The following is a 24,776-nucleotide window of genomic DNA, read 5'->3' on the forward strand; positions in this document are numbered from 1 at the left end:
AGCACACCCGCCCCCGCCACCAGCCCGAACGCCAGCGTCGTCACCAGACCGAACGACACGACCAGCGACGTAGCGTCGGCGACCGCGCCGATTGCCGACGGGGCGATCAGGCCCGAGGTGTACGTAATGGTCGCGACGCCCGCGATCGCCTGGCTCGGGTTCGGGCCGCTGCGGCCCGCCGCCGCGAAGGCCAGCGGGACGACGACCGCGACGCCTAGCCCGATCAGCGCGAACCCGCCCATCGCGACCGCCGGATGCGGCGCCACCACGACCAGCACGCCACCGGCCGTCGCCGCCACCCCGCCCACCCGGACCGTACGCACGGCACCGAAGCGGTCGACCACCTTGTCCCCGGCGAGCCGCGCCACGGCCATCGTCAGCGCGAAGGCGGTGGTTGACGCCGCGGCGAGGCCCGGCGACGTATCCAGTACGTCCCGCAGGTACACCGCCGACCAGTCCAGGCTCGCCCCCTCCGCGAACACCGCGCAGAACCCGATCGCGCCGATCACCAGCGCCGACTTGGGCGGCAGCGCGAACCGCGGGGGCGCCTGCGCGTCAGGGGCGCTGCGCAGGTCGAGTACGCCCTGGCATGCGGCCAGGCCGAGCACGGTGAGCGCGGCGGCGGCGAGCACGTGGTGCAGGCGGGCATCGCTGCCGAGGTGTGCGGCAAGCGTCCCCGCGGCCGAGCCGATCAGTGCGCCCGCGCTCCACATGCCGTGCAGCCCGGACATGATCGACTTGTCGAGCCGGTTCTCGGTCTCGACGCCGAGGGCGTTCATCGCGACGTCCGACATGCCCGCGGTGGCGCCGTACACGAAGAGCGCGGCGCACAGAGTGCCCAGATTCGTCGCCAGGGCGGGCAGCGTGAGAGAGAGCGTCCACAGTGCCAGCAGCCCCCGCAGCGCGCCCCGCGCGCCGAAACGGTGGCTGATCGCGCCGGCCAGCGGCATCGCCACCGACGCGCCGATCGCCGGGAAAGCCAGCGCGAGGCCGAGCTGTCCCGCGCCGACGGAGGCGTGGTCCGCGATCCACGGGATGCGGGTGGCGAAGCTGCCCGTCACCGCGCCGTGCACACAGAAGACGGCGGCCACGGCGTAGCGCGCCCGCCTCAACTTCCCCTGACTGAAGACTTCGCCCGACATGCGTCGCGTCCTCCCCGGATCGTCCCCGGACCCTCGGTGCGTCCAGCGTGCCGGAGTAAATTATCAGGAACCCTGCCTGATAAATAGATCTGAGAGGATCCGCGGCATGCCCGCATCACCGAGCACCGCCCGGGCCATCAACGACCGGTTCGCTCTGAAGCTGCTTCAGGAAGAGGGCCCGTTGACGGCAGGGCAGCTGAAAACGCTGACCGGACTCTCCCGTCCCTCCGTCGCCGACCTGGTCGAACGGCTGCAAGGAGCAGGGCTGATCACCGTGGTCGGAGAGGCCGGGGCGCAGCGCCGCGGCCCCAACGCCCGGCTCTACGGGATCGTCGCGGACCGGGCGCACCTCGCCGCGCTCGACGTACGTACCCAGGGCGTCTCCGTCGTCGTCGCCGACCTGCTCGGCACGACCCTCGCCGAGGCGACCCTGCCGATCGACGGCGACACGACGGGAACCGAGCCCGCCGTGGAGCAGGCGGTGGCACTGCTGGAACACACCGCCCGCGAGGCCGGGGCGCAGCGGCTGCACAGCCTCGGGATCGGCGCGCCCGGCCTGATCGACCCGGCCACCGGCGAACTCCGCCAGACCACAGGGCTGCCCGCCTGGCACCGCAGACTGGTCGCCGCCCTGCAGGAACGTCTTCCCGCCACGGTGCTCGTGGAGAACGAGACCAACCTCGCCGCCGTCGCGGAACAGCGGCTCGGCGCGGCCCGCGACCGTGACACCTTCGTGCTGCTCTGGCTCGGCCACGGCGTGGGCGCGGCGCTCGTTCTCGACGGCAAACTGCGCCGCGGGGCGTCGGGCGGCGCGGGCGAGATCGGCTTCCTGCCCGTGCCCGGCACCGTGGGGCTGCCGTCGGCGACCGCCTGCGACGGTGGCTTCCATTCGCTGGTGGGTGGCGCGGCCATCGCCCGACTCGCCGCCCGGCACGGCATAGCGACGCCCGGAGACACGTCCGCCGCTGCCGGTGTACGGGCGGCCCTGGCGGCGGGCCGTCGCGGCGAGCCCTTCCTGGACGCCCTGGCCACGCACCTTGCCGTAGGCGCGGCGGCCGTCACCGCGGTCCTCGACCCGGGCTGCGTCCTCCTGGGCGGCGAAACCGGCCACACGGGCGGCGCCGCCCTCGCCGAGCGCGTCGCCGACCGGCTGGCCGCCCTGTCACCGCTGCGCACGGAGGTACGGGCGGGGGAACTGGGCGACGGGGCGGTGCTCCAGGGTGCGCTGCTCACGGCGCGGGACGCGGCCCAGGACGACGTATTCGCACCTCAGAACTGAGAAAGTCCGCACCTTCCGCACCCCAGAAGGGAGCAAGAGGGACCCGGCGGCGGGAAGGGCCGGTCTCCGCCGCCGGGCGTTCAACTGGGGTCAGCAGGCTCCGAGGTCCTGCCAGACGCCCCACTCACCGGTAGTACCCGGCTCCTCTCCCTTCGTCCACCACTTGGACTTCCAGGTGTGTGCCTTGTGGGAGACGGTCGTACTGCCTCCGTACTCGGCAGAGGCGCTCCAGGCGGGCGTCGCGGCGCACGGCCCGCCCGGGCTCGGCGTGGGGCTCGGGTCCGGCCCCGGGCCGGGATCGGTCCCCGGGTCCACCACCGTCGTACCGCGTGCCAAGTCCCCTGCCAGGGCGTACGACTGGCCGCCGAAGGTCACCGTCCAGTTGGACGGAGTGGACGTCGGCAGGTAGTAGACGAAGTCCAGCTCCACCGAGGCGCCGGGCGCCAGCGTCTGCCAGGCCGGGAGCTTCAGCGAGACGCGGTTGTAGTCGCCCTTCAGGCCGCCGATGTTGTTGGCGGCGGTGTGGTCGCTGCGCACGATCGTCGTGCTGAAGCCGGACTGGTCCTTGGCGTTGGCGGGCGCGGAGGTCGCGTAGTCGAACTGGAACTCCGTGCCGCCGGGCAGGGTCGCCTTCGAATTGTTCGTGATCTTCAGCTTGGGGCTGATGGGGTAATTCGAATCGCCGAGCGGGAACTGGCCGAAGTCGACACCGATGTCCAGCGCCTTCGTCGGCAGTGTGACCGTGGACCGCTTCGCGCCGTACGGCGAGGCCGACTTGAACGTGTCGTACATCGCGGTCGTCAGCGAATCACCGATCTCGTACTGCCCCTTGGTCGCGTTCCAGTCGTAGTCGCCCGCGAGCTCCCAGACCATCGTGCCGCCGATGCCCTTGTCCACCACGTAGTCGGCCTTCGCCTTGACCGACTGCTCGTCCTCCGTCGACAGGAAGACCTTCTTCTCCGCGTTCCACAGCCACGGCGCGACGAGCGTCGAGTCGTACTTACGGGCATACGTGCCGGTCAGCTTCGTGTCGGCCGGGAAGCCGTACTGCGTCACGTAGTCGCCGACGACGCCCTTCTCCAGGTTCTTCGCGTGCCACATCGGGTTGGACCCCGCCGGGGACTCCTTGCCCGCCGTGTCCTTGTCGTGCCACAGATTGTCGATGCCCGAAGCGCCGTCGCCGCACTTCGTCAGGCCTGCGCCGGCCGGGCAGTTCGTCGAAGGTGCCTTGCCCCACAGCCCGTCCGTTCCGCCCTGCACATTCTTGTGTCCACGGGTGTAGTACGGCAGGCCGATATTGATGCGCCCCGCCGGCATGGAGCCGCGGAAGTAGTGATAGGCCCAGTCGGTATTGAGATAACCGGTCCCGCCGTACTGCGCGGTGGAATACACGCCGGCGGCGGCCAGTTCGGCGTCCTTGCCGTCGTCGAAGAGCGAGGCATTGGGGCCGACGTATTCGTTCCAGGCGCCATGGAGGTCGTACGACATGATGTTGACGTAGTCCAGATACTTCTGGACCTGGAAAGTCTCCATGCCGCGCAGCAGATAGCCGGACGACGGCGCGGCGACCGTGAGCAGGTAGTGCCTGCCGTCGGCGGCGCCCGCCCGGTCGAGCTTCTCGCGCAGCGACTTCATCAGCGCGGCATAGCCCTTGACCAGCCCGGCACGGCGCCCGTTGGAGAACGAGAAGTCCAGCGGATTGCCCGCGTCCTTCATCGTCGTCGGGTACTCGTAGTCGATGTCGACGCCGTTGAATCCGTACTTCTTGATGAAGGCGACCGTCGAGTCCGCGAAGGTGTCGATGCCGGCCTGGTTGACCGAACCGTCCGCGTTGGTCGCCATGGAGTAGAAGCCGCCGGAGTTCACCCGGTCGCCGTTGTCGGCGAAATACCCGCCGGTCTCTGCCCAACCGCCCACCGAGACAAGTGTCTTGACGTCCGGATGCTGCTTCTTGAATTTACTCAGCAGGTTGAAGTGGCCCTTGTAGGCGTACGCCGGGTCCATTTCCGCACCGGCCACACCGGGCCAGGTCATCCCGGTCGCGGCATTCTTCTCGCCGTCGGAGCCCACCGAGATCTTGTTGTCGCTGCCGATGTGCGCGAAGGCGTAGTTGAGGTGGGTGACCTTGTCCCACGGGATGTCGGAGGCGAGGTAGGCGGGCTCGCCGTTCTTGCCGGTACGCCAGCCGGTGAAGTAGCCGATGACGCGGCGCTGGTGGTCGGCGCCCATCTTCTCGCGGCCCTCGGTGTCGTACACCGAGCAGTACGGGACATCGACGCCCGGCGTCTTGTACAGCCCGTCGGGACGGCAGAGCTCGTTGTCGGCTGCGTGCGAGACGCCTCCGGAGAGGGAGCTGAGCAGGAGTCCGGCGACGGCGGCGCCGGCGGCGAGCAGAGAGGTTTTCGCTCGGGTGGGGGACAGCACGGTCTGTTCCTCCTGGGGAGGGTCGGCCTGGCACCGCGAACTGGGGATTGGGTTCGCGTTGCGAGCAGACGCTAAGAGGACTAGACCAGAGCGTCAATAGGTATGGACCAATCTCTGTGAGCCGGACCACAAGGCCTCGCATGCATGACCGTCGATCAGGCGTGGCACACTGACCGTGTACCAGCAGCAGCGCACTCCGGGGTCGGTGTAATTCCGAACCGGCGGTTATAGTCCGCGACCCGGTCACCTCCAGTGGCCGGTTGAACAGGTGAAATTCCTGTACCGACGGTGAAAGTCCGGATGGGAGGCAGTGCGCGGCGGGCCGTCACAGGTCATTGGTACGCCGCTGTCGGCAGTCCGGCTCGCCCCCTGGGCGACCCCTCTTTCGGCCTCGGCGTTCCCAGTGCTCGTGGCGTGTTTCCCGCTCTCTGTCGTCATTGACAGGCCCCGGAGTCCGTGCCCGAAGAGGCAGGAGGACCCGGTGGCCACCGCAGCCGACGCAAACGCCATGCGCCGAGCCATTCTGCTCGCCGCACGCGGACTCGGCTCCACCAGCCCCAACCCGGTCGTCGGGTGCGTCGTCACCGACGCCTCCGGACAGACCGTCGGCGAGGGCTGGCACCAGCGCGCCGGCGGCCCGCACGCCGAGGTCCACGCCCTGCGCGACGCGGGCGAAAAAGCCCGGGGCGGCACGGCGTACGTCACCCTCGAACCCTGCAACCACACGGGCCGCACAGGCCCCTGCGCCCAGGCGCTCGTCGATGCCGGGATCGCCCGTGTCGTGTACGCGGTCGCCGACCCGAACCCGCAGGCCACCGGCGGTGCGGACACCCTCCGCGCAGCCGGGATCGACATCGAGCAAGGGCTCCTCGCCGACGAGGCCGAGGCGGGCAACATCGCCTGGCTGACCTCCGTACGCCTCGGCCGCCCGTACGTCCTGTGGAAGTACGCCGCCACCCTCGACGGCAGGATCGCCGCCGCCGACGGCACCAGCCGGTGGATCACCTCGCCCGAGTCCCGCGCCGACGTCCACCGGCTGCGCGCCGAGGCGGACGCGGTCGTGGTCGGCTCGGGCACCGCCCGCGCCGACGACCCGCACCTCGCCGTACGCGGCATCGAAGGCGCCGTCCAGCCGCTGCGCGTCGTCGTCGACACCGAGGCCACCGCCGTCAAGCCCGGCGCCCGCGTCCTCGACGACGCCGCGCCCACGCTCATCGCGGTCGCCGAGGACGCCGAGACCTGCCTTCCCGGTACCGATGTCGTACGGCTGCCAAGGACCGGGCGCGGCCTCGACATCCCCGCGCTCCTCGCCGACCTGCACGGACGCGGCGTCCGCTCCGTGCTCGTCGAAGGCGGCCCGACTCTCGCCGGAGCCTTCGTCGCCGCAGGCGCCGTCGACACCGTCGTCGGCTACCTGGCCCCCGCACTGCTCGGCGCAGGCCCCCATGCCCTCGCCGACGCCGGAATCCCCACCATGTCCGGGGCGTTGCGCCTCGACATGACCGAGGCCGTCCGTATCGGCCCCGATCTGCGCATCACCGCCACCGTCCAGCACGTCCAGCAGGAGGACTGAGTGTTCACCGGAATCGTCGAAGAACTGGGTGAAGTCACCGCCGTCGAGAACCTCGGCGACTCCTCCCGCTTCCGACTGCGCGGCCCTGTCGTCACCGAAGGCGCGAAGCACGGCGACTCGATCGCCGTCAACGGCGTCTGCCTCACCGTCGTCGACTTCGGCGGCGGCGAGTTCACCGCCGACGTGATGGCCGAGACGCTCGACCGCTCCAGCCTCGGCGCCCTCACCACCGGCTCCCGCGTCAACCTGGAGCGCCCGATGGCGGTCGGCGGACGGCTCGGCGGACACATCGTCCAGGGCCATGTCGACGGGACCGGCACCATCGTCGAGCGCAAGCCCTCCGAGAACTGGGAGATCGTCAAGATCTCGCTCCCCGCAGCCCTCACCCGGTACGTCGTCGAAAAGGGCTCCATCACCGTCGACGGCGTCAGCCTCACGGTCGTCGACGCGGGCCCCGACTACTTCACCATCAGCCTCATCCCCACCACGCTCGCCCTGACCACGCTCGGCATCAAGCAGGCCGGCGATCCGGTCAACCTTGAGGTCGATGTCATCGCCAAGTACGTCGAGCGGCTGCTCGGCGCCAATGCCGAGGAGTCCGCCAAGTGAGCGCCGTGTCCTGGCTGAACAGCGAGGCCTTCACCGCCTTCGACCAGCACATCATGTGGTCCGACATGATCGGCAACACCATCGGACTCGCCGCGCTCGCGCTCGGCTGGCGCCGCTCCATATGGACCTGGCCCGCCCAGCTCCTGTCCGGCGTCATCCTCGTCGCCGCGTACTACTCCGCGAACCTGAGCGGCGGCGTCGGCAAGCAGCTGCTGGTCATCGGTGTCGCGATGTGGGGCTGGCGGCAGTGGCAGCGCGGCAGGCAGCAGGCCCAGGACGGTTCGATCGCCGTCCGCTTCGCCACCTGGCAGGAGCGCGGACTGCTGCTGGCCGGGGCCGTGGTGGGCACGCTGGCTGTCGGCGGGCTGTTCACGCTGTACCCGTCGCTGTCCTGGAGCCCCTGGGCCGACGCGTACATCTTCGTCGGCACGCTCGTCGCGATGGTCGCCCAGGCCCGGGGCCTGGTCGAGTTCTGGTTCGCCTGGCTGCTGGTCGACCTGGTGGGCGTGCCGCTCGCCTTCAGCAGCGGCCTGGCCTTCTCCGGTCTTGTGTACGTCGTCTACTTCGCCCTCGTCATCTGGGGTGCCTACGACTGGTGGCAGCGCTCGCGTACGAGCGTGAAGCCGGCCATGGAAGGAGCAGCAGCATGAGTGCCCTGCCCACCTGGTACAGCACCGACAACGTCGAGGACCTCGCCCTCGACCCCGTCGAACAAGCCATCCGTGACATCGCGGCCGGGCGGCCCGTCGTCGTCGTCGACGACGAGAACCGGGAGAACGAGGGCGACCTCGTCATCGCCGCCGAGAAGGCGACCCCCGAGATCGTCGCCTTCATGATGAGCGAATGCCGCGGCCTGATCTGCGCCCCGATGGAGGGCGACGAACTGGAGCGGCTCGACCTTCCCCAGATGGTCGAGAACAACACCGAGTCGATGAGCACGGCCTTCACCGTCTCCGTCGACGCCTCGGCCGCCCACGGCGTCACCACCGGCATCTCGGCCGCCGACCGCGCCACCACCCTGAGGCTGCTGGCGAGCGGCGGGTCCACCGCGGGCGACTTCGTCCGTCCCGGCCACATCTTCCCGCTGCGCGCCAAGCCCGGCGGCGTGCTCGTCCGCAACGGCCACACCGAGGCCGCCGTGGACCTCGCCAGGCTCGCGGGCCTGCGCCCGGCCGGCGCGATCGTCGAGATCGCCGGCGAGGACGGGGTGATGCTGCGGCTGCCCGAGCTGATCCCCTTCGCCCGCAAGCACGGCCTGACGATCATCTCCATCGAGGACCTGATCGCCTACCGCCGCACTTCCGACCCGACCGTCCGCCGCGAGGCCACCGTCAATCTCCCCACGTCCTTCGGGGAATTCACGGCGTACGGCTACCGCTCCACCGTGGACGGCGTCGAACACGTCGCCCTGGTCCACGGCGAGATCGGCGACGGCGAAGACGTCCTCGTGCGGATGCACTCCGAGTGCCTGACCGGCGACATCTTCCACTCGCAGCGCTGCGACTGCGGCCCCCAGCTGGAAGCGTCCATGCAGGCCATTACGGACGCGGGCCGCGGCATCGTCGTCTATCTGCGCGGCCACGAGGGCCGCGGCATCGGACTGCTGTCCAAGCTGCGCGCGTACGAACTCCAGGAGCTCGGCCGCGACACCCTCGACGCCAACCTGGAACTGGGCCTGCCCGCCGACGCGCGTGACTACGCGGCGGGGGCGCAGATCCTCGAAGACCTCGGCGTACACAGCCTCCGGCTGATGACCAACAACCCCGAGAAGACCGCGGCGCTCGTACGGCACGGCCTGAAGGTCACCGGCCGCGAGGCCATGCCCGTCAAGGCGGGCGAGCACAATCTCCGGTACCTGCGGACCAAGCGGGACCGGATGGGACACGACCTGCCCTGGCTGGACGGCACCCCCGCCTCCACCTGCGGCAACCAGTAAAAAAGTCACCAACACAACTTTCAGGAGAGACGCGTGAGCGGCAAGGGCGCACCCGAACTGAGCGTGAAGAACTGCGGCGACCTGCGGGTGGCGGTGATCGCGGCCCAGTGGCACGAGAAGGTCATGGACGGCCTCGTCAACGGCGCCCTGCGCGCACTGCACGAGCTCGGCATCGACGAGCCGACCGTCCTGCGGGTCCCGGGCAGCTTCGAGCTCCCCGTCGTCGCCAAGGTCCTCGCGGGCCGCGGTTACGACGCGATCGTGGCGCTGGGCGTCGTCATCCGTGGCGGAACCCCACACTTCGAGTACGTGTGCCAGGGCGTCACCAACGGCCTCGTCCAGGTCTCCGTCGACACCGGCGTACCCGTCGGCTTCGGCGTGCTGACCTGCGACACCGAGGAGCAGGCCCTCGACCGGGCCGGCATCGAGGGCTCCAACGAGGACAAGGGCCACGAGGCGGTGACCGCGGCCGTCGCCACCGCGACCACGCTGCGCACGGTTGCAGAGCCCTGGCGCTGAGTGGCCACAGGCCACCCCGTACTCTTAGGACCATCATGGCGAACAAACCCCCCAAGAGCTTCGAAGAGCTCTTCACCGAGCTCCAGCTCAAGGCCGCCAACGGCGACCCCTCGACCTCCCGCACCGCCGAGCTGGTGGACAAGGGTGTCCATGCCATCGGCAAGAAGGTCGTCGAGGAGGCCGCCGAAGTCTGGATGGCCGCCGAGTACGAGGGCAAGGAAGCCGCCGCAGAGGAGATCTCGCAGCTGCTGTACCACGTCCAGGTGATGATGGTCGCCCGCGGTATCTCCCTCGACGACGTCTACGCCCACCTCTGAGCTCCGCACGCTTCAACGCAACGCACGTACGACTACGACTCCCATCGCACAGAAGGACCTGACCTCATGCTGCGCATCGCCATCCCCAACAAGGGCTCCCTCTCCGGACCTGCGTCGGAGATGCTCCATGAGGCCGGTTACCAGCAGCGCAAGGAGTCGAAGGAGCTCCGCCTCGTCGACCCCGAGAACGAGGTCGAGTTCTTCTACCTCCGCCCCCGGGACATCGCGATCTACGTGAGCTCCGGCCGCCTCGACATCGGCATCACCGGGCGCGACCTGCTGCTGGACTCCGGGGCGAACGCGGAGGAGATCCTCCAGCTCGGCTTCGCCCGCTCCACCTTCCGCTACGCCACCAAGCCCGGCACCGCGACCGGTGTCAAGGACTTCGGCGGCATGACGGTGGCCACCTCCTACGAGGGCATCGTCGCCAAGCACCTCGCCGACGAGGGCATCGACGCCGCCGTCGTCCACCTGGACGGCGCGGTCGAGACCGCCATCGAGCTGGGCGTCGCCCAGGTCATCGCCGACGTCGTGGAGACCGGCACCAGCCTGCGCAACGCGGGCCTCGAAGTGATCGGCGAGCCGATCATGAAGTCCGAGGCGGTCGTGATCCGCCGCTCCGGAGTCTCCACGGACGAGGCGGCCGACCCCAAGGTGCAGCAGTTCCTGCGCCGCCTCCAGGGCGTCCTGGTCGCCCGCAGCTACGTGATGATGGACTACGACTGCCGCGCCGAGCACCTCGAAGCGGCCGTGGCCCTCACCCCGGGCCTGGAGTCGCCGACCATCTCGCCGCTGCACAACGAGGGCTGGGTCGCCGTACGTTCGATGGTCCCGGCCAAGGAATCCCAGCGCGTCATGGACGACCTGTACGAGCTCGGCGCCCGCGCCATCCTCACCACGGCCATCCACGCCTGCCGTCTCTGACCGCCGGACGCGCCCGCGCCTGAGCCCCCGCCCTGTCCGAAGGAATCCGACCGCTGTGTCCCAGTCCGAACTCCCCGCCCTGCCGGTCACGTTCCGGCCGACCCGTACCCGGGCCGTCCTCCTGACCGTCGGGGTGGCGATGTTCGCTGTCATCACCACCGTCGCCCTCATGCTGGAGACCCTCAGCGGGGGCGAGCGGGTCTCCTTCATCTTCACCGCCGTGCTGCTCTTCGGCGTACTCCTTCTGCTGAGCCGCCCGAAGGTCGTCGCCGATGAAACCGGCGTCACCGTGGTCAACCTCACCACCACACGCCGGCTGGAGTGGGCTCAGATCCTCCAGGTCAATCTGCGTCCCGGCGACGCCTGGGTCTTCCTCGACCTCAGTGACGGCACCAGCCTGCCCGCCCTCGGCATCCAGCCCGGCATCGCCAAGGAGCAGGCCATCCGCGACGCCCGCGCGTTGCGCGCTCTGGCGGAATCCCGCGGCACCGGCACACACACCGGCTGAGCCCCTGCCCTGCGCGGCGCACTGTTGATTACTCTGTTGACCGGTGCGCCAAGAGCGCGCCGCCTCGCATTGCACAGCCGGTTCAGTACGGCTCGCGGGGCACCTGCGACCCGAGGAGTGACTCCCTCCAGCAATGGACGGATCGTCCGGTAGTACCTGCGCCGCCCTCTCTTCAGAGGCGGCGGCATGACCATCCCCCTTCTGCTGCTCGCCGCAGCCTTCCTCCTGATCCTCGCCAACGGCTTCTTCGTAGCCGCCGAATTCGGCCTGGTCACCGTGGAGAAGCAGGACGCCGAGCGCGCCGCCGCCGAAGGCGACCGGCGGGCCCGCACCGTCGTCGAAGCGCTGCGGGAGCTGTCCTTCCAGCTCTCCGGAACGCAGCTCGGCATCACCATCACCTCACTGGTGGTCGGCATGCTCGCCGAGCCCGCGCTCGCCCACCTGCTGGCCGGCCCCTTCACCGCCCTCGGCATACCCGCAGCAGCCGTCCCCGGCGTCTCCGTCGTGGTCGGCATGCTGCTCGCCTCCGCCGTACAGATGGTGATCGGCGAGCTCGTTCCGAAGAACTGGGCGGTCTCCAGGCCTTTGCAGGTCGCACGTTTCGTCGCAGGACCGCAGCAGCTGTTCTCGACCGTCTTCCGGCCCGTGATCTCCCTGCTGAACTCGGTCGCCAACCACCTCGTACGGGCGCTGGGGGTCGAGCCGACCGCGGAGCTGGCCTCCGCCCGCACCCCGGGCGAGCTCGTCTCGCTCGCCCGCCACTCGGCCCGGGCGGGCACTCTCGAACAGGACACCGCCGACCTGTTCGTACGCACCCTCTCGCTCGGCGGCCTCACCGCGCAGCACGTCATGACACCGCGCGTGAAGGTCAGCGCGCTGCAGTCCTCCGCGACCGCGGCGGACGTCCTCAACCTCACCAGGGCCACCGGCCTCTCGCGCTTCCCCGTCTACCGGGAGCGCATCGACGAGGTCGTGGGCATGGTCCACCTCAAGGACGCGCTCGCCGTGCCGGTGCACGAGCGGCACCGGACCTCCGTGGCCAAAGTCGCCGTGCCGCCGCTGATGGTGCCCGAGACCCTGCCCGTACAGCAGCTCCTCGAGCAGCTGCGCAGTGAGCAGCCGATCGCCGTCGTCGTCGACGAGTACGGCGGTACGGCCGGGGTCGTCACCCTGGAGGACATCGTCGAGGAGCTCGTCGGAGAGGTCAGGGACGAGCACGACGACGAGGGCGCCGAGCGGCCGGAGCTGGCTGCGGCCCCCGCCGAGGACGGCAATCCGGCCTGGGAGGCGGACGGCAGCTGCCGCGTCCTCACCCTGCGCCGCATAGGTCTGGAAGTGCCCGAGGGGCCGTACGAGACGGTGGCCGGGCTCGTCGCGGATCTGCTGGGGCGCATTCCGGCCCCGGGCGACCGGGCCGAGCTGCCGGGCTGGCGGCTCTGCGTACGGCAGGTGGACCGCTACCGGGCGGAGCGGGTGCGGCTCGTCCGTACCGCTAGTACCGCGAAGGTCCTGGAGGCCGTGCGATGAGTGTTCTCCACCTTCTCTTCGCACTGCTGCTCGTGCTGGCGAACGGCTTCTTCGTCGGCGCCGAGTTCGCACTCGTCTCCGTACGCCGCAGTCAGATCGAACCGCTCGCGGCCAACGGCTCGGCGCGGGCCAGGCAGGTGCTGCACGGACTGGAGAATCTGCCGCAGATGATGGCCGCGGCGCAGTTCGGGATCACCGTCTGCTCGCTGACGCTCGGCGCGGTGGCGGAGCCGACCGTCGCGCATCTGCTGGAGCCCGTCTTCCACGCGGTGCACATGCCGCAGGGGCTGATCCACCCGCTGGGATTCATGATCGCGCTCGCCGTGGTCGTCTTCCTGCACCTCGTCGTCGGCGAGATGCTGCCGAAGAACCTCGCCATGGCCGCCCCCGAGAAGACCGCCCTGTGGCTCAGCCCGGGCCTGGTCGGCTTCGCGCGGCTGTGCCGCCCGGTGACGGCGGGGCTCGGTGCCTGTGCGCGGCTCGTACTGCGCCTGTTCCGGGTCGAGCCGAGGGACGAGGTCGAGGCGGTCTTCACCAGCGAGCAGCTCAACCGTCTCGTCGAGGACTCCGGCCAGGCCGGACTGCTGGAGCCGGGGGAGCGCGAGCGCCTCGGGGACGCGCTGGGGCTGGGCAGCCGCCCGGTCACCGACGTCCTGCTCGACAGGGCCTCACTGGTCACCGTGAAGCCCTCGGTCACGCCGCGCGAGATCGAGGAGTTGACGGTGCAGACCGGCTACTCGCGCTTCCCGGTGTGCGGCGCCGACGGCGGGGCCTTCATGGGCTACCTGCACGTCAAGGACGTACTCGACCAGGAGGAGCGGGAGCGGGCCGTGCCCCAGCAGGTCTGGCGCCCGATGGCGACGCTGAGCGCCGAGCTCCCGCTGGACGACGCCCTGACCGTGATGCGCCGCGCCGCGACGCATCTGGCACAGGTCGCGGACGGGGCCGGCCGGGTGCTCGGCCTGGTCGCCCTGGAGGACGTACTGGAGATGCTGGTAGGCGAGGTACGCGACCCCGCGCACCGGGTAGTGGTGCCCCGGCTGCCCCGTGGGGCCTCCCCGGCACCGGGCAGGACAGCGGCCGACGACGCGTCGGGAACGGCGGCGGCGCTGGTGGGGTGATCAGGATCAGAGCGCGGGCGGTTCCTGCGGGCCCCGGCTCGCGGGGCCGCGGCCCGACAGGACCTCGCCGTACGCCTGCATCAGGTCCGGCAGCCGCAGCGTCGCCAGGTCGTCGCGGGTGGGAGTGGCGGCGTAACCGGAGAGCCTGAGGTCCCGGTACGCACAGCTCTTCTCGTACAGCGTGCGCAGGAAGCGGCCGTTGCCCAGCTCGTCGATCCACCCCTGGTCGACGACGTGCCCGCTGATGCTGCGCAGCTCGTCCAGGGCCTCCTCGTCCCAGGCGTCGCCGTTCTCGGCGGCCAGCACCTCGCCGATGGCGGTGAGCTCCAGCGGCCGGTAGCTGGGGAAGTCGACCCGGGTGGTGAAGCGGGACGAGAGGCCGGGGTTGACGGCCAGCAGGCGGTCCATGCCCTCCGGGTAGCCGGCCAGGATGACGACCAGGTGGTCGCGGTTGTCCTCGGCGCGCTTGAGGAGCACCTGGAGGGCCTCGTCGCCGTACGCGTCGCCCTTGCTGTATCCGGAGTTGGAGAGGCTGTACGCCTCGTCGACGAAGAGCACCCCACCGATCGCCGAGTCGATCAGCTCATTGGCCTTGACCGCGGTCTGACCGAGGAACTCACCCACCAGATCGGCCCGTTGGGCCTCCACCAGATGGTCGCCGCCGAGCAGCCCGAGTGCGTAGAAGACCCGCCCCAGAATGCGGGCGACGGTAGTCTTGCCGGTGCCTGAGGGGCCCGAGAAGACAAAGTGACGTTTCGGCGGCTGGACAGGGAGGCCCTGCCCGGCTCGTAACCTGGCCATGTTCAGCTGCGCGGACAGCGCCTTGACCTGGCGTTTCACCGGCTCCAGGCCCACCATCCGCTCCAGCTCCGCCAGCGCCTCGGCCAGCAGCGCGGGATCCGAGGGACCGGCCGGAAACGGCTCGGACTCCGGCCTGCGCGGTACGGCCGCCTTCTCCCGTACGCCGCTCTGGGCGACCGGCGGCACAGTGCCTCCCAGCGGGGTCTGGACGCCGTCGCCGAGCCGCAGGTCGCGCCCCTCCGGCGCGTCGGGCCCGGTCAGACTCTCCGCGTCGCCCGCGCCGTCCGCGGTGTCCTGGCCGAGCCCGCCCAAGGACACGGCGGCGAAATCGGCGGAGTCCTCGTACCCGTCGCCCTCGGCGATCGCCGCGAGCCGTGCCGCGGTGTCCATGAAGGCCGGATCCACCCGGTGCACGGCCCGGTAGAGCGGCAGGGCGGCGGCGCTGCGCCCGGTGCCCTCGTGAGCGCGGGCCAGCCAGTAGCGGAGCTCTTTGCGCTGCGGCTGTTCGCTGCGGCAGCGCATGAGGGAGGCGGAGAGCATCGGCTCGGCCTGCCCGTACATCTCCAGGCGCACCCGGGCCATGCCGCCGAAGAGCCCGGTCTCGATGCCGAGCAGGGGGTCGTCGACTAGCGGGTCCGTATGGCGTACGAGCTGTTCCCAGTCCTTGACCAGATACGCCCGGCAGGCGTGCAGGAACCGCACCTGCGGGTCGGCGTCCACCGGCGGCAGCCCGGCCAGCGCGCGGTCGAGCTCGGGAACGTGGCGGCCGTCGAGCCAGTGCGAGGCGTGCGCGAGCAGCAGGTCGCGCGGTTTCTCCAGGACGGGCTGGACCCACCAGCCCAGCCAGTACCAGGAGTTGAGGGTCCGCCGGTGCCGGGCGCGCTGCTCGCCGAAGCGGTCGCGGTGGCGGTACATGCGCAGGAGTGCGGTGGTCGTGTCGATGCGCAGGGCGTGCAGCCCGAGCCAGCCGTCGGCCATGCCGGGGTCCATTCGTACGGCGGCCCGGAACTCCTCTTCGGCCTGCGGATACGCGCCCATCGTGTACGCGTCGACGGCGCGCAGCCAGGCGAGGTCGGCCGGGGCGTTCATGCCCCTCGTACCGAAGTCCGTCACGTCCCCCACAGACCGAGCCCCCCGTGATGTGCCGCCGGGCGTGCGCCCGTCGGCAGTTCGCAGAACCGCCTTGTCGCGGACGGGAATTGACCGCACCGTGGGGCATCGTACCTGTGCAGAGGGTCAGGACCTAAGGGTGGTGCAGGCCTGACCCTGACGGTGACCGAGGGTGAGCGGAAGGCATCACCGGACGCCCGGAGGAGGGCTGTGAGGGCAGAACGAAGCCCCCGATCACGGGGGAACAACCGGGGGCTTCGCGTCTGCGACGGCTTCGGAAAGCCGCACATTGAGAACGTAAGACCTGTACGCCCCCTGGGTCAAGCGGAGTTGAGGCACTCACGGGGGAGGTTTTCAGGCCGTTTCGGAGGGTGGGGGCAGGCGGTCACGCGCGGTGACAGATTGGTCCGGCCACGCTGTCGCGGCAGGCCCCGGGCGCCACACGTACCCCTCCTGAAACTGCTCTACCAGCAGATCTGCGTAGGGCCGCGAGGGGTCCTCGGCGAAATGGCGCATCTCCGCCGCTGTCCATCCGTCCCAGAAACCGGACTGTGCCGTTCCGTCCCTGCGCCGTCCCCGCGCCCACGCCCGGGGCGCGTCCAGGTCCATCCAGAGCAGCCGCGCGAGACCGGGGCGTACGGCGCTGCGCCCGGCTCCCACCCCCTCGATGATCACGACGGGTGCGGGGGGCAGCGGCCGGGGCGGGCCGAAGCGGCGCAGGGTCCAGTCGTACGAGGCGTACCGCGCGGTTTCGCCCCGGGAGAGCGGGCCCGTCACCTGTTCGCGCAGCCTTCCCGTCCACTCGAAGAGCTCGTCGTGGGTCGCCAGGTCGTCGAGGTGCACAACGGGTGCGCCGCCGAGCGCCGCCGCGAGCCGTGCGGCGAAGGTGCTCTTGCCGGAGCCCGCGTGCCCGTCGACCGCGATCAGACGCACGGGGCCGCAGGAGGGCGGCAGGGCGCGGAGCTGCGCGGCGAGCGGGTCGAGGTGTTCCATTCCGCCCACCCTAGATCCCTGCGGGCCCCACCTCGCAAGGGTCCGCAGGGCACACTGGTGGCCTGCGCCAGTGGTCTACACCAATATTCCCGGTGCGACGCGGTCCGAGGTGCTGGCAGAAGTCGGCCGGGACCGGCCATAGTTGGCGGACCGTCGTGTACCTGCCTGTGCCATCCGCACCCGACTGGAGGGCCGTGATCATGACCAGACCCGCTTCGCGCCGCACCGTCCTGACCGCCGCGATCGCGGCAGCCGCAGGCACGACCGCGGCATCAGCCACGGCTCCGGCCGCCGCTGCCCCACCCGCCGCTGCCGCCTCGTCCGACGTCTCTGCCGCGCCGCAGCTCGTCGACAACCGCTTCTGGTCCTCCTACACCGACTGGCGCAGCGGCACCGCGGACGGCACCGAGGCCGTGGCACACCGCCGCCCCGGGCTCGTCATCGCCGCGCCGAAGGGGCGCACCGACTACCGGGACCCGCACACCGGCAAGACCTCCACCTGGGAGTACGCGACCTGGACCTCGCCGGTCCACCGTTCGACGGTCCCGGCGTCCGAGGTCATCGCGTCCTGGAACGCCGACACCCCGGCGGGCACCTGGCTGGCGGTCGAGTTCTCCGGCACATACTCGGACGGCGGCACGACGCCCTGGTACGTGATGGGCCGCTGGGCGGCGGGCGACGGCGACATCAGGCGTACATCAGTCGACAAGCAGACCGACGGCCGCAGCGCCGTCTGGACCGACACCGTCGCCGTCAATGCCTCGGCAGGCGGCCTGCGCGTGGCCTCGTACCAGCTGCGACTGACGCTGTACCGCACCCCCGGCACGACGCTCACCCCCACCGTCTGGCGCCTCGGCGCCATGGCCTCGGACGTGCCGGACCGCTTCACGGTGCCGGCGTCGCAGCCGCAGGTGGCCAGGGAGCTCGTGGTTCCGCGCTACTCGCAGAACACGCACATCGGTCAGTACCCGGAGTACGACAACGGCGGCGAGGCCTGGTGCAGCCCCACCTCCTCCCAGATGATCAGCGAGTACTGGGGCCGGAAACCCACCGCCGAGGACCTGGCCTGGGTCAATCCGGCCTTCGACGACCCCCAGGTCTGCCACGCGGCCCGCTTCACGTTCGACTACCAGTACAACGGGTGCGGGAACTGGCCCTTCAACGCCGCCTACGCCGCGACGTACGAGGACATGAGCTCCGTCGTCACCCGCCTGCACTCGCTCGACGACCTGGAGACGCTGATCCGCGCGGGCATCCCGGCCATCACGTCGCAGTCCTTCCTCAAGGGGGAGCTGACGGGCGCGGGCTACGGCACGGCCGGTCACATCATGACGGTCGTCGGCTTCACCCCCGAAGGGGATGTGATCGCGAACGATCCGGCGTCGCCGAGCAACGAGGCCGTACGCCGCGTCTACAAGCGCCGGGAGTGGGAGAACATCTGGCTCCGTACGAAGCGCTACAACGCGAGCGGAAAGGTGGTGTCCGGCGTGGGCGGCGTCTGCTACGTCTACTGGCCCGCCCACCCCACGACCACCCAGCAACGCGCACTCGAAGCAGTAGGCATCAGCTGACGCACGGCGCGTCCGCCCTCCAGTGCCGACCCGGGACCCCCACCAGGCCGTACAGCACCCGCACCGGCCCCCGCCCCGGCAGCAGCACCACACCCGCCAGCACCGCGAAAAGCCCCAGCCCGACCGTCCACCCCATCACGCGTACGAGGAGACTCGCGGCCAGTGCCCCGGCGAACGGCAGGCCGTAGACCCCGGCCGCCGCGACGGCGACGGCCACGACGCGCGGCACCTTGCGGTCCTCGTCCGCACCCGGCAGCCGCCACCCCTCCACCAGCCAGCCGATCTCGGTGAGCAGCATGGTCCCGATGACGGCCGCACCCAGGACCAGCAGCGCGAGGAACGTCCCCGACGTCAGGAAGTCCAGGACGTTGTTGACGACGCTCTCGCGGGGCCAGTCGGCGTACGCGCTCGCGCTGGTGGTCAGCAGCCGCCGGTAGCCGTTCCCGTCCCAGCCGTGGATCAGCGTGCCGAAGAGCAGGAAGTAGCCGCCCACGGCCTGCAGGTACGCCCAGTACCCCGCCCCCACCAGCACGAAGACCCGGGCCACCAGGAACCCGAGCAGCGTGGCGACGACGATCCCGCCGGCGTAGAACAGTACGAAACCGGCCCACAGGCCGTCGTGCCCGTGCGCCACGTGCATGGTCGCCCAGGACGGGTTCTGCCAGAGCAGGAAGAGCCCGGACGGCACCATCAGGACCGCCGCGAAGAGCAGCGTGAGTGCGAGATACGGATCGGCGGCGCGACTGCGTGTCCGTACGCCCTCGCCCTGCACCGACCGCTCCCACCACTGGAGCTGGCGGCCCGCGGACAGTGCGAAGGTCGCCCCGATCGCGTACGCCCAGAAGAGCGCCGCCTGGATCTGGATCACGACGCCTCCAGTGTCAGTCCGTCCGTAACGATCACGTCCGATGTGACGAGCGCCTGTTCGGCACTGACGTCGGTCATGAACACGAAGGGCGGCACCACGGGAGGTACGGGCAGGCCGTCCGGGGTGAAGGTGAGGCAGAGCACCCCCTGCAGGCAACCGCTGAACTTGGTGAGGTAAAGGGTGACGTTGCCGCTCAGGTCCAGGGTGTCCGCGCCGAGGGCCAGTTCGTCGCGGCCGTCGCGGGTCTTGAGGCGGTAGTCGGTGAGGGACGCCGACCGCATCTTGAGCACCATCGCCTTCACGGGCCCGTCCGCGGTCGGCACCTCCCGTACCCCCGCGATCAGAAAGCCCTTGGGGGCGAAAACAGTGGTGGTCACGGTCGGCGGCGTCCGGGGCGCGACGATCGGGCCGGGCGCCGGCGCCCTCCCGACCGGCGTCCCGCCGAACGTCGCGGCCAGCAGCACGACGGGCAGCGCGGCCGCGAGCGTGCGCGGCCCCTGCCCGTCCCGCAGCGGCACCCCCTGCTCGGCCTCCTCGTCCCGTACGGGCGTCCAGCCGAAGCCCATCGCACTGCCCGCGATCCCGAGGCCCATGCCGACCAGGAAGCCGCCCAGGTTGGTCGCGGCGAATGACAGTACGGACAGGATCAGCGCGTTGATGCTGACGTAATGCCGGGTGTGCGGCAGGAACCACAGGAACAGCCCCGCGGCGATCAGCGCGAGCCCGATCCCGATCGCCGCGAGCCCGCCGAGCCCGAGACTCACCAGCACCGTCAGCGGCGACAGCGGTACGAGCAGCAGCTCGGCGCCGCCCAGCATCAGCAGCAGCCCGCCCCAGAACGGGCGGGTCCGCCGCCAGGCGCGAAACCTGCGCCGCCCGTCCGGGTACGGCAGCCGGTCGTCCAGCCATCCGCTGGCCGGATTCGTCAGAAGCACTTCTTGCCGTCCAGGCTCACGTCGATGCTGAGCCCCTTCAGCCGGAAGTTCCCGCCGGTCGCGGACCAGGCGTGCGACTTCACGCCCGAGACCTCGATGTCCCCGGCCTGGAGCCCGAACTTTCCGGTCTCGCCCTTGACGCCCGGCACCTGGTCGAGGGTCGAGGCGTCACGGCCGATCTGCGCCGTGCCGAAGCGGGCGTCGCCGACCAGGTCCTCCGCGTCGATGACCAGACTGCTGGCCGTCACGTCACCGGCCTTGCCGCCCGCCGTCAGCTTGAAGACGACCTTGCCGACCGGAGTGCCGATCTCGGCGGCCTGGCAGATGTCGCTGAGCCGTGCGTCGCCGATGCCGAGCAGAGCGACGGGATGGCCCTTGCCGTCCGCCGACCGGTCCGTCTGTACGTAACTGGACAGGCCCTGGCTGGTCAGCTTCCCCGACGACACCTGGAAACTCGTGCCGGACACGGCGAACGAGGCGGCCAGGGCGCCCTCGCCCATCATGGCGGCCATCATCCCGACGGTGAGGACCGCCGGCATCGCGACGACCGCGGTCTTCTTCCATGCCGTTCTGCCTTCGACCCCAGCAGTCGGCTTCTTGGCTGCGCTGTTGGCTGCGCTCATGTTTTCGTTCCTCCCGTACGTCGTCCGTGCGCAGGGGAAGTGCGTGGAAGAGCACCTGCAGGACGGCGCAGAAAGGGAGTTGGCGCAGGTCTGCCATACTGCGGAGATCCTGTGGCAGTTGGAGACTAGGGCCGAATTTGAATATTAGTCAACAGCGCGGTTCCACCGAGCGTTCGCAGGTGCGCCGCGCCGAACTCATCGCGACCGGACGGAAGTTGTTCGCCGACACGTCGTACGACGCACTGTCGATGGACGACATCGCCCGGCACGCGGGCGTCGCCAAGGGCTTGATCTACTACTACTTCAAGAGCAAACGCGGCTACTACCTCGCCATCATCGAGGAGTCCGTGGCCGACCTGGTCGCGCGCGCCGGCAGCGACACCGACCTCCCGCGCACCGAGCGCGTCCAGCGCACCATGGACGGCTACCTGCGCTACGCCCAGCACCACCAGGCTGCGTACCGGACCATCGTCACGGGCGGCGTCGGCTTCGACACCCAGGTCCAGGCGATACGCGACGCGGTGCGCGAGGAGCTGATCGCCACCATCGCGGAGGGGGCGTACGGCCGCCGCGACATCCCGCTTGTCGCCCGCCTGGCGCTGATCGGCTGGATGACCGGCGTCGAAGGGGTCACGCTGGACTGGCTGGGCCATCAGGAGCTGGAAAGGGACGAAGTGCGCGAGCTGCTCATACGGCTGCTGCGCGGCACTCTTCGTACGATCGAGGAACTGGAGCCCGGCTGCCCCGCGCCGCCCGCCACCCCGTGACGGGAGCCCTTCCATCGGGCATACTCATCCCGCCACAGCCGCTGGCCAGCGACTTCCGTGATCCGGAGGGCGCGAAGGCGGCCCGGCAGCGAGACCCGGCGGCGCCGCCACACCCTGCGCGCGCGACCGCCGCAGTGCCCGACAGGGAGGAGAGCGCCGCAATGCCCGACCGCGCCCCGGAGACGGTGGAACGTCAGCTGCCCACGGAGGAGTCCCGGGATCTGCTCGCACTGGTGCGAGACATGATCCAGCGGGAGATCGCGCCCCAGGCGGCGGCCGAGGAGGACGCCGGGCACTTCCCGCGCGAGATCTTCACTCTGCTGTCCGCATCAGGTCTGCTCGGTCTGCCGTACGACGCCGAATACGGCGGCGGAGACCAGCCGTACGAGGTCTACCTTCAGGTCCTGGAAGAGCTCGCCTCGGCCCGCCTCACGGTCGGCCTCGGCGTCAGCGTCCACAGCCTCGCCTGCCACGCACTCGCCGGATACGGCACCAAGGAGCAGCGGGCCGAACATCTGCCCGCCATGCTGGGCGGCGGCCTGCTCGGCGCCTACTGCCTCTCCGAGCCCGCATCCGGTTCCGACGCGGCCTCGCTCCGCACCAAGGCAGTCCGCGACGGGGACGACTGGGTCATCAGCGGTACGAAGGCCTGGATCACCCACGGAGGGATCGCCGACTTCTACACGCTCCTCGCGCGTACGGGCGGGGAGGGCGCCCGGGGTATCACGGCCTTCCTGGTGCCCGGCGACGCCGAGGGGCTGAACGCCGCGCAGCCCGAGAAGAAGATGGGCATGAAGGGCTCGCCCACCGCCCAGCTGAACTTCGACGGCGTACGCATCCCGGACTCCCGCCGTATCGGCGAGGAGGGCCAGGGCTTCGCGATAGCGCTGTCCGCGCTCGACTCGGGCCGGCTCGGCATCGCGGCCTGTGCGGTCGGCGTGGCGCAGGCGGCGCTGGACGAGGCCGTCTCGTACGCCACCCAGCGGCAGCAGTTCGGCAGGCCGATCGCCGACTTCCAGGGCCTGCGCTTCATGCTCGCCGACATGGCCACCCAGATAGAGGCGGGCCGGGCGCTGTATCTCGCGGCCGCCCGCCTGCGGGACGCCGGGCGCCCCTTCTCGCGGCAGGCGGCGATGGCGAAGCTGTTCTGCACCGACGCGGCGATGCGGGTGACGACCGACGCCGTCCAGGTGCTCGGCGGCTACGGCTACACGCTGGACTTCCCGGTCGAGCGCTTCATGCGCGAGGCGAAGGTGCTCCAGATCGTCGAGGGGACGAACCAGATTCAGCGCATGGTCATCGCCCGCCATCTCGCCGGGCCCGAAACGCGCTGATCCGTTCCGCGTCCGGCCATGCCGGGGACGCCACGAGCCGCACCCACTCGGGGTCGCGGCGTCCCGGCAGGGTCCGGCCGCTGCTCTGCCACTGGTACATGAGGGCCCGGTAGAGGGGCGGATCCGGGGCATGCGGAAGCGATTCTTCGAGCGACAGGGGAGCGAGGCGCCGGCGTCCGTCACCGGCCTCGATGTACTGCAAGGTCATGCCTGGGCAACAGCCGGGGGTCCACCGGGGTTATCGCACGGACGGTCCGAGCGTCCGTTCGCACAGTGACCGTACCGTCCGGCGGTGACACGAGTATGGCCCCGGGCACCATTCCTGACGTACCGTCATGTCCGCCGCCGGGGCCCGCACCCTCGGGCGACGCCGTATCCCGCTACGTCCGCCCAGGAGGACCGCCGTGGCCGAGGACCGCCCCATCGCGCTCGACGAATACCCCATCCACCAGGCCCCGCTGTCGATGAAGCACGTCGCGACGGGCGACCGCAACGCCTACGACCGCTGCATCTTCCAGCTCGTCGACCACACCGGCCGCGCCCTGCTCATCGCCGGTCTCGGCGTCTACCCGAACACCGGGGTGATCGACGCCTACGCGACCCTGCGCATCGGCGACCGGCTGCACGCCGTCCGCGCATCCGACGCCCTCACCGACGACCGTATGAACCTCTCCGTCGGCCCGCTGCGCATAACCGTCGACGAGCCGTTGCGCCGCTTCTCGCTGCACTGCGACGCCGATCCGGCGGACCCGGACTCTCTCTCGTACGACGTCACCTGGACGGCGGAGTTCCCCGCCGTATGGGAGCCGCACCACGTCCAGCGGCGCGGCGACCGCCTGATGCTCGAAGGCCGCCGCTTCGTCCAGGCGGGTGGCGCCGCGGGCACGATCCGCGTGGCGGGAGAGGAGATACGCCTGGCGGCGGGGGAGTGGACCGGGACCCGCGACCGGAGCTGGGGCGTGCGGCCCATCCCCGGCGAGGACGGCGGCCGCGCCGCCGAGGAACACCGCCCCGAGGGCTTCCACTGGCTCTGGATCCCGGTGCGCTTCGACGACCGCTTCCTGATGGTGATCGCCCAGGAGGACGCCGACGGCCACCGCACCCTGAACGAAGCGCTCCTCGTGCGCGAGGGCGAACGCGACCTACAGCTCGGCTGGCCGCATGCCGACATCACGTACCGCCCGGGCACCCGCCACCCCGAGCGCGCCGTCATCCACCTCACGGACCCCGCGCGCAAGCCGCTGGAGCTGGGCGTCGAGATCCTGAACTCGTCGCCGCTGGCCGTCGGCGCCGGATACCCGCCTGCGGCCGACTGGCAGCACGGCAGCTGGCAGGGCCGCGGCTGGACGGACCGGCGTACGTACGACCTGTCCGACCCCACCGCGCACCCCATGGCCGCGTACGGCGTCACCGACCACGCCGCCCGCTTCACCCTGGACGGGCGGATCGGCCACGGCATCTTCGAACACGGCACCTTCGGCCGTCACGACCCGAGCGGCTTCACCGGCTATGACTCGGTCGCCGGTTAGCCGCCCGGGCCGCCGCATTGCCTCAGAGGACGAAGACGCTCTGCGCGGTCTCCGTGTAGTACGTCTCCCCGGGGTAGACCAGCCAGTCGACCTGACCCGTGCAGTCGGGCCCTGTCCAGACTTCGGCGATGGCATCGGTGTGGTTGCTGACAGACGACGGGAACCAGTCGATCGGATAGCAGCCGCTCGGATCGGTGTGTCCGACGCCATTGATCACCAGCACGCCTTCGGCAGCGTAGGCGGAGTTCGGCACGGTCAGTGTGAGAGTCACGGCGGCCACGAGCACCCCCAGGGTCGTCGCCATGCGTCGCATCATGCGCGTGCTCCTTCTGCTACGGCGAGCCGCGCCCGACGCGACCCGCTGAG

The 24,776-nt window shown here is 70.5% G+C and carries 23 protein-coding genes and 1 riboswitch; of the genes, 15 read left to right on the forward strand and 8 right to left on the reverse strand.

What is annotated here, in order from left to right; translation table 11 throughout:
• Positions 1-1,142 (reverse strand): MFS transporter (locus J7I98_RS02860; protein ID WP_214916131.1); only part of this gene is annotated, 1,142 nt, incomplete at its 3' end.
• Between the two features lie 106 nt (positions 1,143-1,248).
• On the opposite strand from J7I98_RS02860, the gene J7I98_RS02865 reads away from it, so the two are divergent.
• Complete coding sequence (locus J7I98_RS02865; RefSeq protein ID WP_214916143.1) at positions 1,249-2,421, forward strand: ROK family transcriptional regulator; 1,173 nt, start codon at positions 1,249-1,251, stop codon at positions 2,419-2,421.
• A 90-nt stretch (positions 2,422-2,511) separates the two neighbouring features.
• On the opposite strand, the gene J7I98_RS02870 is transcribed toward J7I98_RS02865, so the two are convergent.
• Positions 2,512-4,845 carry a chitinase C-terminal domain-containing protein gene (locus J7I98_RS02870; RefSeq protein ID WP_214916146.1) on the reverse strand — a complete coding sequence of 778 codons (2,334 nt, stop codon included), beginning with the start codon at positions 4,843-4,845 and terminating at the stop codon, positions 2,512-2,514.
• 187 nt (positions 4,846-5,032) lie between these two features.
• Positions 5,033-5,163, forward strand: a riboswitch (FMN riboswitch).
• 163 nt (positions 5,164-5,326) lie between these two features.
• On the opposite strand from J7I98_RS02870, the gene ribD reads away from it, so the two are divergent.
• The 10 genes from ribD (at position 5,327) to J7I98_RS02920 (ending at position 13,879) form a co-directional block, all read left to right on the forward strand.
• Positions 5,327-6,418, forward strand: a complete 1,092-nt coding sequence (ribD, locus tag J7I98_RS02875) for a bifunctional diaminohydroxyphosphoribosylaminopyrimidine deaminase/5-amino-6-(5-phosphoribosylamino)uracil reductase RibD (RefSeq protein ID WP_214916149.1) — start codon at positions 5,327-5,329, stop codon at positions 6,416-6,418.
• Positions 6,419-7,027 (forward strand): riboflavin synthase, encoded by a 609-nt coding sequence (locus J7I98_RS02880; protein WP_214916152.1) that lies wholly within the window; start codon positions 6,419-6,421, stop codon positions 7,025-7,027.
• The gene (locus J7I98_RS02885) at positions 7,024-7,677 is read left to right on the forward strand and encodes a nicotinamide mononucleotide transporter family protein (protein WP_214916155.1); all 654 of its coding nucleotides are present in this window, start codon (positions 7,024-7,026) and stop codon (positions 7,675-7,677) included. Before J7I98_RS02880 ends, J7I98_RS02885 begins: the two co-directional genes overlap by 4 nt.
• Positions 7,674-8,963, forward strand: coding sequence for a bifunctional 3,4-dihydroxy-2-butanone-4-phosphate synthase/GTP cyclohydrolase II (locus J7I98_RS02890; RefSeq protein WP_214916157.1), 1,290 nt, complete (start codon positions 7,674-7,676; stop codon positions 8,961-8,963). The genes J7I98_RS02885 and J7I98_RS02890 overlap by 4 nt, the downstream gene beginning before the upstream one ends.
• Before the next feature lie 33 nt (positions 8,964-8,996).
• Entirely contained in the window at positions 8,997-9,482 is a 486-nt protein-coding gene (gene ribH / locus J7I98_RS02895; protein ID WP_214916160.1) for a 6,7-dimethyl-8-ribityllumazine synthase, read from the forward strand.
• 35 nt (positions 9,483-9,517) lie between these two features.
• A complete protein-coding gene (locus tag J7I98_RS02900) occupies positions 9,518-9,799 on the forward strand; it encodes a phosphoribosyl-ATP diphosphatase (RefSeq protein ID WP_214916175.1) in 282 nt (93 codons plus the stop codon).
• Between the two features lie 66 nt (positions 9,800-9,865).
• On the forward strand, positions 9,866-10,723 hold the full coding sequence (gene hisG / locus J7I98_RS02905; RefSeq protein WP_214916188.1) for an ATP phosphoribosyltransferase: 858 nt from the start codon (positions 9,866-9,868) through the stop codon (positions 10,721-10,723).
• Between the two features lie 55 nt (positions 10,724-10,778).
• Complete coding sequence (locus tag J7I98_RS02910; RefSeq protein WP_214916191.1) at positions 10,779-11,231, forward strand: PH domain-containing protein; 453 nt, start codon at positions 10,779-10,781, stop codon at positions 11,229-11,231.
• A 186-nt stretch (positions 11,232-11,417) separates the two neighbouring features.
• Positions 11,418-12,758, forward strand: a complete 1,341-nt coding sequence (locus tag J7I98_RS02915) for a hemolysin family protein (protein ID WP_214916194.1) — start codon at positions 11,418-11,420, stop codon at positions 12,756-12,758.
• Positions 12,755-13,879, forward strand: a complete 1,125-nt coding sequence (locus tag J7I98_RS02920) for a hemolysin family protein (RefSeq protein ID WP_214916206.1) — start codon at positions 12,755-12,757, stop codon at positions 13,877-13,879. Before J7I98_RS02915 ends, J7I98_RS02920 begins: the two co-directional genes overlap by 4 nt.
• A gap of 6 nt (positions 13,880-13,885) precedes the next feature.
• Here J7I98_RS02920 and J7I98_RS02925 read toward each other — a convergent pair whose 3' ends face one another.
• Positions 13,886-15,769: an AAA family ATPase gene (locus J7I98_RS02925; protein WP_214916534.1), complete on the reverse strand. Its 1,884-nt coding sequence runs from the start codon at positions 15,767-15,769 to the stop codon at positions 13,886-13,888.
• Positions 15,770-16,144: 375 nt separating this feature from the next.
• Complete coding sequence (locus J7I98_RS02930; RefSeq protein ID WP_214916219.1) at positions 16,145-16,783, reverse strand: uridine kinase; 639 nt, start codon at positions 16,781-16,783, stop codon at positions 16,145-16,147.
• A gap of 200 nt (positions 16,784-16,983) precedes the next feature.
• On the opposite strand from J7I98_RS02930, the gene J7I98_RS02935 reads away from it, so the two are divergent.
• Entirely contained in the window at positions 16,984-18,354 is a 1,371-nt protein-coding gene (locus J7I98_RS02935) for a peptidase C39 family protein (RefSeq protein ID WP_214916233.1), read from the forward strand.
• On the opposite strand, the gene J7I98_RS02940 is transcribed toward J7I98_RS02935, so the two are convergent.
• Genes J7I98_RS02940 through J7I98_RS02950 form a run of 3 tightly spaced genes read right to left on the reverse strand, consistent with a single transcriptional unit; the run spans position 18,347 to position 20,696 of the window.
• Positions 18,347-19,222 carry a hypothetical protein gene (locus tag J7I98_RS02940; RefSeq protein ID WP_214916236.1) on the reverse strand — a complete coding sequence of 292 codons (876 nt, stop codon included), beginning with the start codon at positions 19,220-19,222 and terminating at the stop codon, positions 18,347-18,349. The two genes, J7I98_RS02935 and J7I98_RS02940, sit on opposite strands and share 8 nt — an antisense overlap.
• The gene (locus J7I98_RS02945; protein WP_214916239.1) at positions 19,219-20,157 is read right to left on the reverse strand and encodes a DUF6114 domain-containing protein; all 939 of its coding nucleotides are present in this window, start codon (positions 20,155-20,157) and stop codon (positions 19,219-19,221) included. Before J7I98_RS02945 ends, J7I98_RS02940 begins: the two co-directional genes overlap by 4 nt.
• Positions 20,148-20,696, reverse strand: coding sequence for a DUF6230 family protein (locus tag J7I98_RS02950; RefSeq protein WP_251020071.1), 549 nt, complete (start codon positions 20,694-20,696; stop codon positions 20,148-20,150). The genes J7I98_RS02945 and J7I98_RS02950 overlap by 10 nt, the downstream gene beginning before the upstream one ends.
• 221 nt (positions 20,697-20,917) lie before the next feature.
• Between J7I98_RS02950 and J7I98_RS02955 the strand changes: the two genes are divergently transcribed.
• The 3 genes from J7I98_RS02955 (at position 20,918) to J7I98_RS02965 (ending at position 24,410) form a co-directional block, all read left to right on the forward strand.
• A complete protein-coding gene (locus tag J7I98_RS02955) occupies positions 20,918-21,547 on the forward strand; it encodes a TetR/AcrR family transcriptional regulator (RefSeq protein ID WP_251020061.1) in 630 nt (209 codons plus the stop codon).
• Positions 21,548-21,708: 161 nt separating this feature from the next.
• On the forward strand, positions 21,709-22,881 hold the full coding sequence (locus J7I98_RS02960; RefSeq protein WP_214916270.1) for an acyl-CoA dehydrogenase family protein: 1,173 nt from the start codon (positions 21,709-21,711) through the stop codon (positions 22,879-22,881).
• 404 nt (positions 22,882-23,285) lie between these two features.
• Positions 23,286-24,410 (forward strand): hypothetical protein, encoded by a 1,125-nt coding sequence (locus tag J7I98_RS02965; protein ID WP_214916273.1) that lies wholly within the window; start codon positions 23,286-23,288, stop codon positions 24,408-24,410.
• A gap of 22 nt (positions 24,411-24,432) precedes the next feature.
• Here J7I98_RS02965 and J7I98_RS02970 read toward each other — a convergent pair whose 3' ends face one another.
• Entirely contained in the window at positions 24,433-24,714 is a 282-nt protein-coding gene (locus tag J7I98_RS02970; protein WP_214916276.1) for a hypothetical protein, read from the reverse strand.
• Positions 24,715-24,776: the final 62 nt, after the last annotated feature.

Origin of the sequence: Streptomyces sp. ISL-98, from assembly GCF_018614055.1 — a bacterium.
In the GTDB taxonomy this organism is placed as follows: Bacteria; Actinomycetota; Actinomycetes; order Streptomycetales; family Streptomycetaceae; genus Streptomyces; species Streptomyces spiramyceticus.